A 12,163-nucleotide genomic window follows, 5' to 3' on the forward strand; every position below is an offset into this window, starting at 1 on the left:
CAAATGGTAATCGATCTCTTTCTAGAATAATACGGCAAATAAGGATTTGTCCAATCGAGAACAAACTCTCGTCAGAAAGTTTTATTTCCCGGACAAACGCCTACTGCATACCCTGATAGGGAGCAAGGACATCCGGACGAGAGGGGAGGTAAGGCAAGTGAAAAATTTGCAGGAAACCATGAAACAATTGCAAAAAGCATCCGAGAGCCTGTCTCGATTAAGCATCGACCAGGAGCAGCCCTGGAAGGCATTGAGCCAGATGAATCAAATATTGGACACCAACTTTTGGGAGAATCTGGTCGTGCTCAGCAAGCACGCCACTCCGGCGACACAGACAGCGCCCCAGGAAATCGTGACGAAGGTAAAGAAAGCGCGAAAACGAAAAGCGAAGGAGGAACCCGATTCCATTTCCGTAGAAGAAACGCCTTTTTTTCCCGTCACAGACATTTTCCAAACGGATCACCTCGTCATCGTCTGCTGCGAGCTGCCCGGATTTGCTCGTGACAGCCTGGAGGTGACACTGCTTGATCAGCAAGTCCTCGAGCTGAGGGGACGCATTCGCGAACACGTCTACACGCCGTCCCGGGTACAGAGCGAGCGAACAGCGGGTTCCTTTTGCCGCAAGATAACGCTGCCGGTGACGGTCAGCTCCAAAGGGATGAAGGCGCAGTATCAGGACGGACTGCTCGAATTGTACCTGGTCCGCGACCAAAACCTTCGGGAGCGGAAAACGACCTTTCGCGCCAAATTGTAAGAGGAGGAAAGAGGCCTTCTCTTTTCTTTTTTCATGTTTCGGGCTTGTCCAGACGTCTAGTGGCACAGTGCCCTGCTGCCCGGCACTGTGCATTAGATATTCCCCGCGATAGGCTGGTCTACGGCGCTAGTATCCAACGTATTCGTAGCACTGGCTCCATTGACCGTGTTGACAATGTTTCCTGTATTACTCCCGCCAGAACCAGAGTAGTTTTTGGTCGCACTTTTCGGGGAGATATTGAGGGTATCTCCAAAATTGACGGTTCCCTCGTTGCTGTTAATATTCACTGCGCCTATGATCGAAGGCAAAGATCAACCCCTCCCTTCACCCTCGTACACCTGTAGATCAAGGCTTCTCTCGCAACAAGTGCCGAATGTTTTTCACACGGGTATCGAGTGTGAGACAATCATTGGAACCAATCTGCAGGACAGCGGAAGCGGCCAGAATAGAGGCACTGATACGGTGGACTCGGATGGTGTTATCTTCCTGGCATGTGGTGATGTCAAACGGCTCGGGCGGTTCTGGCAAGGGCCGGGGAAGAGAGAAGAGAGGATAGGCTGCAAAAGGGAACTCATGCTGATAGTAGATGGCAGGTTCGCGCTGAACAGCAAGGACATAGGAGGCAGCCTCCACCGTGCGGGAATCCCCTATCTCCAACACGGAGGTCTGGTCGATACTGATGATCGTTAACGATTCTACTTTTGAAGTTCGCCCGGACATCTTTGGACCTGCCCCCTCTATTCGGATGCGGATGGTTCGGAAGAGATGGGGGCAAGGGTCACGCCTACGATCAAGTCCTCGGGAGGAACTTCAATTGCACTGAACAGATAGACCTCACGCGTATCGCCGATCATCACCATGGCAGATGTCGCTAAGTTAATCGTATTTAGACTTCCGACACACATCTTGCCGTTCGTTACCTCATAGCGCATGACTGCTGTCTCCCTCCATCTGTCGTGGCAAATGCTGAATAAAGGAAACACAAGTATTTTCAATATCACGTTTTACTTTTTGGACAACTTTTTCCACCCACGCGTCTATTTGCTCAGGTTCCAATTCATCAGTGTCCAGTTGCCCCAGATAGTACCGAATACGAGGGTCGATCTGTTTTTTGATGTCTTCCAGTATAAATTTGCGATAGGCCGGATCTAAGGGATACCCACACTCCTCTTCAATCCGCTGGAGAAGCTTATAGGCGTCCTTATCCAGAAAGCGGTAGACGGCTTTTTGAACACGCTCGAACAATGGCTGGCCCGTTTCTTCTTGTTGCTGGCCTTCTTGCCCTGATCCGATGGACATATCGCCAATCGCTGAATCATTGCCTTTTGGATTCAACCCGATGTTTAAGGTCCCCTCCAATTTTTCTACTTTCAACAAATCGAAATGATATTCGTTTTTGATCACATTTGGCACTTGTTTTTCTTTCCACTCACTCATGCCCTGATGCAGTTGATCAAGTTGCTGCTGCATGCTTTCCAGCCTCTTGCTTTGGGCCAGCAGGAAATCGCTCATTTGTTGAAAGTACTGCATCAGTTCTTGATTTGGATACATGACGATCATCCTTCTTTTCCAAACTGCCAGCAGGTCAGGCTGCTAGCTGGGGTCTACCAGAGGAACACGGGGAACGAACTCCTCTGTAGGAGATTGCTCCGGCTGGAAGGTGGTTGGAGGGGCAGGTTCTGTAAATCCGCCCGTATTGTAAAGCTGGGCAGACGGCTTGATCATGCCTGAGCTGCCGATTTGACAGACAGAAGAGTTGGTCAAACTGTTTATGTTGAAACGGTGAATGACAATATGCTGGGTCACAAAAAAATTCATCGCTGATCCCGTTCCTTGGCCGCTGCCTCCAGGATTTCTTCTACAAAGACGGGAATGGCGGCGTTCCCGGAATCATTCACGTAGATGTTCGAACGGGGAATATGGAAGTACAGATTCGTCCCGGAATTGAAAGACCCGCCGCCCGTAAAGGTCTGGACATAGCTGATCGGCATAATGTTGCGCACATCACCGGCGTTGAAGACGCCAGACATACTGTTCACATTGATAACCCCTACAATCGCTGGCATCTCAGACACACCCTTCGTTCAGAAAATCCTTTTGTATTCTATGTGGAAACCAACTGGGTGTTCATACCTGTTTTTAGCGACCGCTCTATGCACAAGGGCATAGAGTAAAGAAGCTTCCACGTTTTTGCTTAAGGAAGGGAAAAAAGGAGGACAGCGCAAATGAGTCTAACGATCAAAATAAACAACAAATGCCTGAAAGTAGACGAGGTTGAAGTGACCAGCATCGCCCAATCGTCTCTACTGCTGATCGGCGATGCCGAGGTGATCGATTGCCAGACTGTATTCGACACTCCGAGGGATTCGCTTATCATAAGCAAGCAAGTGCCGCTCCAACCGTATTTGCAAGAAAACGGGGGTGAGTAAAGGAGCCTTCGGCAAGGGAGCGAATGGGCTATTTCTGTCCCCGGCATTGGTATATAATAGATTGTGCAAGACGCATCGATAGAACCACAGACTCTAGCGCCATCACCGCTAGAGTTTTTTTGCCGGGCAAGCCCGTTTTTCACGAAGGAGAGAAGACGTTTTGAAAACACTCATCATTGCGGAAAAACCCGATATGGGACGAAACATCGCAGCCGCAATCGAGCCGAAAGCCAAGAACTTCCGGACTTATCTGGAAGGCGACCGCTACATTATTACCTGGGCGATCGGTCATTTGGTGGAATTGGCAGAACCGGATGCCTATGATGAAAAATACAAAAAATGGAATATAAACGACCTGCCGATTATTCCCGATACGTTCAAGCTGGTCCCGAATCGCAAAACCAGGGATCAATTGAAGGTGATCGCTCAATTGGCGAAGCGAAGCAATCTTCTCATCAACTCCTGTGACGCCGGGAGAGAAGGGCAGCATATCTTTTCGCTGATCCAACGCCATCTGAAGCTGAGACAGCCGGTCAAAAGGCTCTGGATCTCTGACCTGACGCCTGAGACCATCCGCAGAGGGTTTGCCGAACTAAAAGACGGAGCGGAGTTTGAAAACCTGACAAAGGCGGCTCGAGCCCGCAGCGAAGCGGATTGGCTGATCGGGATGAACGGTTCGCGTGCTTTTACCACCAAGCACAATGTACTCATCTCCGTCGGAAGGGTGCAAACTCCTGTACTCGCGTTGGTTTATGATCGGCAGAAACAGATAGAAGCGTTCTCCTCGCTGAAGTATTTTGACGTGGAGGGTCATTTTGCGCAAAGTGAAACCAGCTACAAAGGCATCTGGCAAGGAGAGCGGATCACCGACCAGAAAAAAGCCGAGCAGCTTGCACAGAAAATTAGGGGCAAGCAGGGGCGTATCGCGTCTTACGAAGTGAAGGACACCAAGGAATTTCCGTTCCGGCTCTACGATTTGACCTTGCTGCAGCGCGAGGCGAACAGCAGATACGGGTTCTCAGCCAAAAAAACGCTGGATCTCGCGCAAGCGCTCTATGAGAAGCACAAGGTGATCTCATACCCGCGGACGAATTCCAACTACGTGACGGAGCAGAACATTCCCGAGATGCATAAAGCGCTGCAAGCCCTGCAAGGCACAGCCTACGACGAATTCGTGCGCGGCGCAGACCGCAGTCTGGTCCACAAAGGAAACCGCTTTGTCTGCAACCCGGCGAAGGTCGAGGATCACCACGCGATTTTGCCAACCAATCGCAAGGCGAAGGGACTATCTGCAGACGAGCAAAAGCTCTACGATTTGATCGTCCGCCGTTTCCTGTCCCAGTTTTACCCCGCAGCGGAGTACAAGCTGCATACGGTCATGACCGAGGTGGAAAAGGAAAGATTCAAGACGACGGTAAAAGAGCTGCGCAAAATCGGCTGGAAGGCGATCTACGCCGATCAGAAGAAGGAAAAGACGCGAGGAGCACGAAATGCAAACAAGGAGGATGAAGAAAAAGAAGAAATCGAGGTGAGCGAGCCCTTCACTCTGAATCGTGATGAAGCGGTGCATTGCGCCGATGCGCTCGTCAAAGAAAAGGAAACACAGCCTCCCAAGCATTTTACGGAAGGAACCTTGCTGAAAGCCATGGAGAGCGCCGGGAAGCAGATCGAGGACGAGGAACTGCGCGATGCGATGAAGGAATCCGGCTTGGGAACTCCGGCGACCCGCGCAGCGACCATCGAGCGTCTGAAAAAGGTGGGGTACATCGAGATGCAGGGCAAGAAAATCCTGCTTACCCAAAAGGGGCGCACCGTCATCGAGCTGATTCGCGGAGCGGGAGTGGAGCTTTTGACCTCACCTGAGATGACCGGACATTGGGAGCGCAGGCTGAATGAAATCTCCAAGGGGACAGCTTCCGATGATCGCTTCATGGAGAATGTGAAGAAATTCGCGACCATGATCGTAGACAAGGTCCGATTGCAGGCTCGTGCCGACAAGGCCTCGTTCGAGAGCGCGGAAGGGCCAGCCAAGACACTGGGGCGGGAAAAAAGCCCGGCAAAAGCAGCGAGAGCCAAGACCACAGCGAAAAAATCATCGGCTGCACGAGCAGCTGCTTCTACAGCTACAAGCGTGATTGCCGGATGTCCGCGTCCAGGCTGCAGCGGTTCCATTTTCATGGGAAGAAAAGGCTATGGCTGCTCCAATTACAGTGTCGGCTGTTCCTTTGTCATCTGGAAAGAGAACCACGGCCGAATGCTGACGGATTCCCAGGTCAAAGCGTTGATCGAAAAGGGCAAGACAGGGAAAATGAAGCTGGTACGTGCGGATGGGACCCCAGCGGAAGGACGGCTGATCCTGCAAAACAAGGAAACGGGTGAACTGGCCATCCAACCGTGAAAAACTCTGTGAGGATTCATGAAACTTCTGATTCCCTTTCACGTAGATACTTAGTAATAAAACGGTTAAACCGTTTTGTTCGACCGCAAGCGGTCGGATTCACTCTTACGAAAAACGACAAGACGTTTTTCACTGAAAAGTGCGGCACATCGTCGCTTTTCTATAAAATGTTCCAAGGAGGAAAAATCCATGTCCATTTTTAAAAGACTACGCGATTTGACCATGTCCAATCTGAATGCGTTGATTGAAAAAGCCGAAGATCCAATCAAGCTGACTGATCAGTACCTGCGCGATATGCAGGATGACCTGGAAGAAGCGGAAAAAGCGGTTGCCGCCCAAATCGCACTGGAAAAGAAATTCAAGGTCCTGTATGAAGAGCAGGAAGCATTGGCGAAAAAACGCGAGGAGCAGGCACATGTGGCTGCCCAAGCGAAAAACATCGACCTGGCTCGCCGCGCTTTGGAAGAAAAGAAAGCAGCCGAGCAAAAAGTGGCCGAGTACAAGGCTGGCTACGAAAAGAACAAGCTGGCAGCCGACAATCTGCGTGATCAGTTGGCAGAAATGAAAAAGCAGATTACCGAACTGAAAAACAAACGCGAAACCCTGGTTGCGCGCGTCAATGCGGCAAAAGCGCAAAAAACCATCAATCAAGCGATGTCTGGTCTTGGAAACAGCTCGGCGATGTCCGGACTGAAACGCATGGAAGAGAAGGCGTTGCAGATGGAAGCGGAAGCCGAGGCGAGTGGAGAACTCTACAAAAAAGAGACCTCCCTGGACGAAGAGATCGCCAAGCTGAACAAAGACCAGCAGGTAGAAGACGAGTTGGCAGCCTTAATGAAAAAATACGAGGGGTAAACCGCTGATGCGGTTCCCCTTTTTTTCGGCCTTGCCGACTCGGGCAAGCGGGCGATGAATAATCAATTGAATCGTACGAGGTGAGGAGCTTGGAGTGGAATGAAGTTCTTGCCATGCTGGTTTGGACCGGTGCAGGCGGGCTTTTGCTATGCGTGTTAATGTGGATTGATTCCTTGTTCACAAAATACAAGGATTTGGAAGAAATGAAAAAAGGCAATATGGCTGTGACGATCCGTTTTGTGCTGAAGCTTTTTGCACAAGGGTATATCCTGTCGCAGTCCATTAACCATGCGAACTTGCTTTGGACAGCGTTGCTTGTGTCCGTGATCTCATTCGTCATTTTATTTGTTCTGGAGAGAATCGTTGAAGTCATTTTCCGCATGGCGGGTGGACTCAATCTGGAAGAAGGCACACAACAGGGAAAGGTGACGCATGCGCTATTGGCCGGTTCCCTTCATGTAGTCGGCGCGATGATCATCGCTGCGTGCCTGTAATCACAGCAGGGGGTAGTTTGTCATGAGCTTGTTCAAACGGATTACAAACTTATTTGCCAAACATGAGCCGCCAGCAGAGGAGAAAAGCATCCTGACGTTGGCACCGGGAGACGTGGTCGAGGTCTCGATGGTCACGTATCAGGTGATCGGCAAGGCAGCCAATGCCAGCCGCAATGCGAACATGCTGACCCTGCAGGACGGCAACCAGATTCGCTACCTGTACATTGAAGATCGCGAGCGAACCATATATCACCTCTATCACGAGATCGACGGCAGGCTGGATTCGGTAGATGAAGTGCCGACGACGATCGAGATGGATGACGTGGTCTATCATCTGGAGGAACAGTACCACGGACGAATCCTTGTAGTAGGAAAAGCTCCTTTTTCCGCTTCGGGAGAGCAATATATTTGGCAGTTCCAATCCGACCAGCGGCAATTGCTGCGGATCGAATGGCAGGATGGCCGTTTCATGCTGTATGAAGGAGAGAGCGTTCTTCCTGCTGATGTGCAGGTCTTGCGCGGGAGCTAGGAGGTGAGGCATATGCCCCGTGAGTGGGTCAAATTGATAAAGCTCTTTTTGATTCCCGCCATTTTTTTGATGGCGATGGCTGGCGGAAATGATAAAATCGCGCCGGATATCAGCGATGTCTATGCGCTGGAATCCGTCAGTGCAGCCGATGGCGGTCAATCCTCCCGCATCTACCGTGTCGAGAACAAGACGGTGCCGGAGGTAGCCCAAGAGCTGGTCGAGCAGGAAAAGCCGGAAGAAATGTCCGCAGAAGATTCACAGCATATGTTCCTGGTCTACTCGGATGCCTGGTATCACCTGCAGCAGGATACGGAAAAACCGACTGATACCTTGATTCAGGTCGACACGAAGGAATTTGTCAAAGAGAACTACGAGTCGTCGTTCCTGAAAGCCTATTTCGTCGCATCCGTACTGAACGATATTCTGGATGGCATGAGCGACCATGGCGGCAGCTATCGCGGTTATTCCAGCAAAGACGTGAACAAACCGGGCGGGAAGTACAGCACGCCGGATAAAGCTGCGCCGCCGCCTGTCACCAAAGAAGGCACCGGCAGCATTATCAAACGGGGACAAAAATCAGCGGAAACAGGGACAGTAGGCTCGGGCGGCAGCTTGTTCGAGAAGCCCGCGAGTTCTTCCAGTCAAAGCACAGGAAAAATTATTCGCAATTCGTCCTCGGGAAGCTCCTCATCAAGCAAAGGATCGATTTTTTCACCATCACAAAAATCCCCGCCAAAAACCAAGGTCGGAGGATCGGGAAGAATCACCAAACGACGTTAACCCGCCAGCATCTTGGTCTTATCCCCGTCAAGTGGACAGTTCAAAACAAGCCCTTGCTTTACGCAGCCTCAGCTCGGTATTGAACTGGGCTGAGGCTGCGTAAACGAGCTTGAATCCGTTCGTGATTGTAAAAATGAATGTAACGTTCGATTGCTTTATTCACCTCTTCTTCGGTTCCGAAGGAATCCAAATATATACATTCTGTTTTGAGGTGGCTAAAAAAGCTTTCGATACAAGCGTTGTCCAGGCAGTTTCCTTTTCTCGACATACTTGGAGTTATGTTATACGCTTGTAATAGATTCTGATATGCTCTGGACGTGTACTGGCTTCCCTGATCGCTATGTAGCAGGACGCCATTCACGTCTCTTTTTTGTGTCGCTGCCTTCACAGTATCTAAGACGAGGGACAAATCATTCTGTTTGCTGACCTTATAGGCAATTACCTCATTATTGAAAAGGTCGTAAATGACAGACAGATACAGCCGTCTCCCGTTAAAAATGATATAGGTAATATCTGTAGCCCATTTTTCAGTAGGTCGTGACGCAGCAAACTCACGGTTCAACTTGTTTTCTGTTATCACGATTGGCTCTTTGCGTCCATAATACTTTCGTTTCCTGCGAATACGTGATTGGATCCCCAACTCTTTCATCAGTCGGTACACACGCTTATGATTAATTCGAATGCCATGGACCCGGTATAGCCACATCTTAATTCGAGGATATCCGTATATTCCATTGACCCGTTGATGACAATGCAAAATCAGCTTTTTTAACTCCTGGTCTTCCGCGTATTTTCTCGTCGGGTTCTTCTGTAAGTGCAGCCACTTATAATAACCACTTTTTGATACTTGAGCAATTTTGCATAGTAACAGAACTGGATAACGATCCGCCATCTCAGCAATAATCCGAAAAATTACTGTTTTTCCCTGATCCTTCTTCTTTCCCCCTTTCTGGCTTCTAAGAGCTTTTTTAAGAATTCTACCTCCGCTTCAAGACGCCTAATTCTTTCATCTGAAGTCATGGGGTTTTTACGAGGCCTTCCCTTGCTCATCCCTCTGGCTTTGCCTCTTTGGTCTACCAATCCTTGTACGCCGTGATCTCTGTATTTTCTAACCCATCTACGGAACATCCGTAAATCCAAACCGTAGGTTTCTTGAATTTGTTTATACGTAGCTCCTTGTTCAAACCATTCCACTACTTGTGTCTTAAATTCAAGCGAGTATGTCATTTTCCCCATAAAGAATATCCCCTCCAATTAAACAGTAATGGTCTTTCTTTTTACTGTCTACTTAAAGGGGATAATATCATCTATATGGCGGGTTTTCTTTTTTTGATTAGGGGCGAAAAGATTGCTTTACTGTCTCTTTGCCACCGATTACTTCTACCTCTGCGAACATCGTTTGCTTGAAAGGGATGGAATTTTCAGAAAAGTAAATTGACGAGGATCATCGGAATTGCTAGTCTATGGATAATAAACCATATAAAAGGAGAGGAACCCTATGCATGTTGCTTTGCGAATCGACGACACGCTGCGCCGTGCTGTATTGCTGTATCCAGATGTGGAAGCCGTGGTCGAGGGAGATCGCCGCTGGACGTACCGGGAATTTCAGCAGGAAGTGCATCAACTCGCCCGCGCGATCCAGAGAATGGGTGTGGAAAAGGGAGATCGGGTGGCTGTCCTCTCTCCCAACACGGCCGCAATGCTGCAGCTTTTCTATGCCTGCTTCCAAATCGGGGCGGTCGTCGTTCCGCTGAATACGCGCCTGTTGCCGCATGACTACCAGTACATCGTCGATCATGCGGAAGCGAAGCTGTTTTTCGTGGACGAGGAGCTGATCCCTCTCGTGGAGCCGATAGTAGATGATGTAAGGAGCGTGACACACCGCATCTGTATAGGGCTTGGAGGGCAGGCGACTGTAAAAGGGGAGTGGGACTGCTATGCTGCTTTGCTCGAACTGGAAAGCAGCGAGCCTTGCGTGGTGGATATCGAAGAGACGGACCTGGCAACGATTCTTTACACAAGCGGCACGACGGGCAAGCCAAAAGGAGTCATGCACTCCCATCGCACCTTGTACTTCAATATGCAAAACACCATGTTCCATCTGCATGCCTCCGACCAGGATGTTCTTTTACATACCCTCCCGATGTTTCATGTCAATGGCTGGGGTACTCCTTTCTCCTTTACGGCCGTCGGAGCCAAACACGTGATGCTGCGCAAGATCGATCCGCCGCTGATCCACGCCCTGATCCAAAAGGAGGGCATCACCGTCGCGTGCATGGCCCCGACTGTGTTGAACATGCTGATCAATGAACCGCGGTTTCAAAGCGAAAAACTGGAGGGACCGATGCGTGTGGTCATCGCTGGCTCTGCGCCGCCGCCGGCTTTCGTGCGCACGGTGGAGCAACAGCTCGGCTGGGAGTTTATCCAGGTATACGGCATGACGGAATGTGCGCCGCTGATCACTGTCTCCCCGATCAAGCATCATCTGCGGGACGAAGAGGAGGAGACCCGCTTTCGCAGGAAGGCGAAAGCAGGCATCCCGATGCTCAACGTCGAGATTCGCGTCGTGGATGACGAGGACCGGGATGTGCCGCGAGACGGCCAAAGCATCGGGGAGGTCATCGCGCGCGGCAACATGGTGATGGTCGGATACTGGAAACAGCCGGAAGCCACGGCGGCGGCGATCGTGGACGGCTGGTACCGGACTGGCGACATGGCGACGATCGATGCCGAGGGGTATATCGATATCGTGGACCGCAAGAAGGATATTATCATCAGCGGAGGAGAAAATATCTCGTCGATCGAGGTGGAGGGCTTGCTGTATGAGCATCCAGCTATCTTGGAGGCAGCAGTCGTTTCGGTACCTCATGAGAAATGGGGAGAGGTGCCGTTCGCCATTATCGTCCCACGCCCAGGCATGACCGTCGATGAGGAAGAGTTGCATCGATTCTGCCGCGAGAGGATGGCGGCATTTAAATGTCCCAAAGGCTTTCAGATTGTGGATGAGCTGCCGAAGACGGCTTCGGGGAAAATTCGCAAAGTGGAGTTGCGCAAGCCGTTTTGGGAGGAGAAGGGCAGGATGGTGAATTAGACGATTGTTCGGATGTGTGGGGAGGAGAAGTCGGTGCCTGTGGGCATCGGCTTTATCCTTTCATTCGCATCATTTGAATGGTTTAGCGGGATCGTTTTGAGATGGATGAAAAAAAGACCCCTGACGAACTCAGGAGTCAATACGCTTCTTACCAGCCTTCGATTACACCATTGTCCGTTACAGTAAAGTAGATATTTTTCCGTGCGCCCCAGGTCTCGTCCTCACTAATGACCATAAATGCCTGCAAATCTAGTTTGTATTTTCCTTTTTCGAGCGAGTCGAACGACAGCTTTACTTTCTTTTGATGCTTGATAATTCCTTTGTATAATTCCCCGCTTGCCACCTGATGGATTTTTTCATTTTCAATCCTGGATAAGACATACGTGCTCTCAACCTCATGACGAGGGCCGCTGGGCTGTTTTACTATGATGTCGAGCTTGACACTGTCTTTTTTGGCTTTTTTAAACTGAGCAGAAAAGGATAATTGACTGAGGTCTTCAGGAGCCATAGATGAACTGATCTGTTGATGACTAGTCTTAGCCAAGGCGACTATCGAAGCGAAAGGAGATAGAGCCAGAAAGAATGCGAGACAACATACTAGATATTTCATGTTGGCCTCCTTAGGGATTACATAATTTTACATACTTTCTTTAAATTACATCAGCCTAACGGGTTTGTAAAGGAGATTTTCGAAACTGTTATTTGGGCTATTGATTTTTCTAATCTTTTCATGAATCTTCAATCACGAATTCATTTCAGTTGTGTTTGGCAAAATAAAAGTACACACTTTGGCAACCGAAAAGTGCAGAACATTTCCGAATATGAAAAAAGCT

Annotated in this window: 17 protein-coding genes; 8 read left to right on the forward strand and 9 right to left on the reverse strand. The window is 49.8% G+C overall.

The features are described 5' to 3' along the window. The first annotated feature begins 157 nt into the window (after positions 1 to 157). Positions 158 to 754: an Hsp20/alpha crystallin family protein gene (locus EDM58_RS08990; protein WP_122913025.1), complete on the forward strand. Its 597-nt coding sequence runs from the start codon at positions 158 to 160 to the stop codon at positions 752 to 754. A 92-nt stretch (positions 755 to 846) separates the two neighbouring features. Here the strand turns inward: EDM58_RS08990 and EDM58_RS08995 are convergent, their stop codons facing one another. From EDM58_RS08995 to EDM58_RS09020, 6 genes are read right to left on the reverse strand one after another with little or no spacing between them, the layout of a single operon-like run. Continuing rightward, positions 847 to 1,062 carry a spore germination protein gene (locus EDM58_RS08995; RefSeq protein WP_023557389.1) on the reverse strand — a complete coding sequence of 72 codons (216 nt, stop codon included), beginning with the start codon at positions 1,060 to 1,062 and terminating at the stop codon, positions 847 to 849. 37 nt (positions 1,063 to 1,099) lie between these two features. After that, positions 1,100 to 1,474, reverse strand: coding sequence for a spore germination protein GerPE (locus EDM58_RS09000; protein ID WP_122913026.1), 375 nt, complete (start codon positions 1,472 to 1,474; stop codon positions 1,100 to 1,102). A gap of 17 nt (positions 1,475 to 1,491) precedes the next feature. Beyond that, positions 1,492 to 1,686 (reverse strand): spore gernimation protein GerPD, encoded by a 195-nt coding sequence (locus EDM58_RS09005; RefSeq protein WP_122913027.1) that lies wholly within the window; start codon positions 1,684 to 1,686, stop codon positions 1,492 to 1,494. Then, a complete protein-coding gene (gene gerPC, locus EDM58_RS09010) occupies positions 1,676 to 2,305 on the reverse strand; it encodes a spore germination protein GerPC (protein WP_122913028.1) in 630 nt (209 codons plus the stop codon). Before gerPC ends, EDM58_RS09005 begins: the two co-directional genes overlap by 11 nt. A 42-nt stretch (positions 2,306 to 2,347) precedes the next feature. After that, positions 2,348 to 2,572, reverse strand: coding sequence for a spore germination protein GerPB (locus EDM58_RS09015; RefSeq protein ID WP_122913029.1), 225 nt, complete (start codon positions 2,570 to 2,572; stop codon positions 2,348 to 2,350). Continuing rightward, positions 2,569 to 2,820 (reverse strand): spore germination protein, encoded by a 252-nt coding sequence (locus EDM58_RS09020; protein ID WP_122913030.1) that lies wholly within the window; start codon positions 2,818 to 2,820, stop codon positions 2,569 to 2,571. Before EDM58_RS09020 ends, EDM58_RS09015 begins: the two co-directional genes overlap by 4 nt. A gap of 159 nt (positions 2,821 to 2,979) precedes the next feature. On the opposite strand from EDM58_RS09020, the gene EDM58_RS09025 reads away from it, so the two are divergent. The 6 genes from EDM58_RS09025 to EDM58_RS09050 all read left to right on the forward strand — a co-directional run bounded on the left by EDM58_RS09025 (position 2,980) and on the right by EDM58_RS09050 (position 8,239). Then, positions 2,980 to 3,183 carry a hypothetical protein gene (locus EDM58_RS09025; protein ID WP_122913031.1) on the forward strand — a complete coding sequence of 68 codons (204 nt, stop codon included), beginning with the start codon at positions 2,980 to 2,982 and terminating at the stop codon, positions 3,181 to 3,183. A 160-nt stretch (positions 3,184 to 3,343) separates the two neighbouring features. Beyond that, positions 3,344 to 5,581 carry a type IA DNA topoisomerase gene (locus EDM58_RS09030; protein WP_122913032.1) on the forward strand — a complete coding sequence of 746 codons (2,238 nt, stop codon included), beginning with the start codon at positions 3,344 to 3,346 and terminating at the stop codon, positions 5,579 to 5,581. 189 nt (positions 5,582 to 5,770) lie between these two features. Next, positions 5,771 to 6,436: a PspA/IM30 family protein gene (locus EDM58_RS09035; protein ID WP_122913033.1), complete on the forward strand. Its 666-nt coding sequence runs from the start codon at positions 5,771 to 5,773 to the stop codon at positions 6,434 to 6,436. A gap of 89 nt (positions 6,437 to 6,525) precedes the next feature. Beyond that, a complete protein-coding gene (locus tag EDM58_RS09040; protein ID WP_122913034.1) occupies positions 6,526 to 6,930 on the forward strand; it encodes a DUF350 domain-containing protein in 405 nt (134 codons plus the stop codon). A 22-nt stretch (positions 6,931 to 6,952) separates the two neighbouring features. Continuing rightward, entirely contained in the window at positions 6,953 to 7,459 is a 507-nt protein-coding gene (locus EDM58_RS09045; RefSeq protein ID WP_122913035.1) for a DUF4178 domain-containing protein, read from the forward strand. Between the two features lie 12 nt (positions 7,460 to 7,471). Continuing rightward, positions 7,472 to 8,239, forward strand: coding sequence for a DUF4247 domain-containing protein (locus EDM58_RS09050; protein ID WP_122913036.1), 768 nt, complete (start codon positions 7,472 to 7,474; stop codon positions 8,237 to 8,239). Positions 8,240 to 8,297: 58 nt separating this feature from the next. Here the strand turns inward: EDM58_RS09050 and EDM58_RS09055 are convergent, their stop codons facing one another. Both EDM58_RS09055 and EDM58_RS09060 read right to left on the reverse strand, forming a co-directional pair. Further along, entirely contained in the window at positions 8,298 to 9,215 is a 918-nt protein-coding gene (locus tag EDM58_RS09055) for an IS3 family transposase (protein ID WP_122913037.1), read from the reverse strand. Further along, positions 9,152 to 9,475 carry a helix-turn-helix domain-containing protein gene (locus tag EDM58_RS09060; protein WP_023557377.1) on the reverse strand — a complete coding sequence of 108 codons (324 nt, stop codon included), beginning with the start codon at positions 9,473 to 9,475 and terminating at the stop codon, positions 9,152 to 9,154. Before EDM58_RS09060 ends, EDM58_RS09055 begins: the two co-directional genes overlap by 64 nt. Before the next feature lie 262 nt (positions 9,476 to 9,737). Here EDM58_RS09060 and EDM58_RS09065 point away from each other — a divergent pair, with 262 nt between their 5' ends. Continuing rightward, positions 9,738 to 11,330 (forward strand): long-chain-fatty-acid--CoA ligase, encoded by a 1,593-nt coding sequence (locus EDM58_RS09065; protein ID WP_122913038.1) that lies wholly within the window; start codon positions 9,738 to 9,740, stop codon positions 11,328 to 11,330. 148 nt (positions 11,331 to 11,478) lie between these two features. On the opposite strand, the gene EDM58_RS09070 is transcribed toward EDM58_RS09065, so the two are convergent. Continuing rightward, positions 11,479 to 11,940, reverse strand: a complete 462-nt coding sequence (locus EDM58_RS09070; protein WP_122913039.1) for a hypothetical protein — start codon at positions 11,938 to 11,940, stop codon at positions 11,479 to 11,481. Between the last annotated feature and the right edge of the window lie 223 nt (positions 11,941 to 12,163).

Source organism: Brevibacillus panacihumi (assembly GCF_003710985.1).
GTDB lineage: Bacteria > Bacillota > Bacilli > Brevibacillales > Brevibacillaceae > Brevibacillus > Brevibacillus panacihumi.

Bases quoted from the DNA above. Each gene is read 5' to 3' on its own strand.
- EDM58_RS09065 (WP_122913038.1), top strand. From the start codon at position 9,738: ATGCATGTTGCTTTGCGAATCGACGACACGCTGCGCCGTGCTGTATTG.
- EDM58_RS09025 (WP_122913031.1), top strand. From the start codon at position 2,980: ATGAGTCTAACGATCAAAATAAACAACAAATGCCTGAAAGTAGACGAG.
- EDM58_RS09015 (WP_122913029.1), bottom strand. From the start codon at position 2,572: ATGAATTTTTTTGTGACCCAGCATATTGTCATTCACCGTTTCAACATA.
- EDM58_RS09020 (WP_122913030.1), bottom strand. From the start codon at position 2,820: ATGCCAGCGATTGTAGGGGTTATCAATGTGAACAGTATGTCTGGCGTC.
- EDM58_RS09060 (WP_023557377.1), bottom strand. From the start codon at position 9,475: ATGGGGAAAATGACATACTCGCTTGAATTTAAGACACAAGTAGTGGAA.
- EDM58_RS09005 (WP_122913027.1), bottom strand. From the start codon at position 1,686: ATGCGCTATGAGGTAACGAACGGCAAGATGTGTGTCGGAAGTCTAAAT.
- EDM58_RS09035 (WP_122913033.1), top strand. From the start codon at position 5,771: ATGTCCATTTTTAAAAGACTACGCGATTTGACCATGTCCAATCTGAAT.
- EDM58_RS09050 (WP_122913036.1), top strand. From the start codon at position 7,472: ATGCCCCGTGAGTGGGTCAAATTGATAAAGCTCTTTTTGATTCCCGCC.
- gerPC (WP_122913028.1), bottom strand. From the start codon at position 2,305: ATGTATCCAAATCAAGAACTGATGCAGTACTTTCAACAAATGAGCGAT.
- EDM58_RS09070 (WP_122913039.1), bottom strand. From the start codon at position 11,940: ATGAAATATCTAGTATGTTGTCTCGCATTCTTTCTGGCTCTATCTCCT.
- EDM58_RS09045 (WP_122913035.1), top strand. From the start codon at position 6,953: ATGAGCTTGTTCAAACGGATTACAAACTTATTTGCCAAACATGAGCCG.
- EDM58_RS09000 (WP_122913026.1), bottom strand. From the start codon at position 1,474: ATGTCCGGGCGAACTTCAAAAGTAGAATCGTTAACGATCATCAGTATC.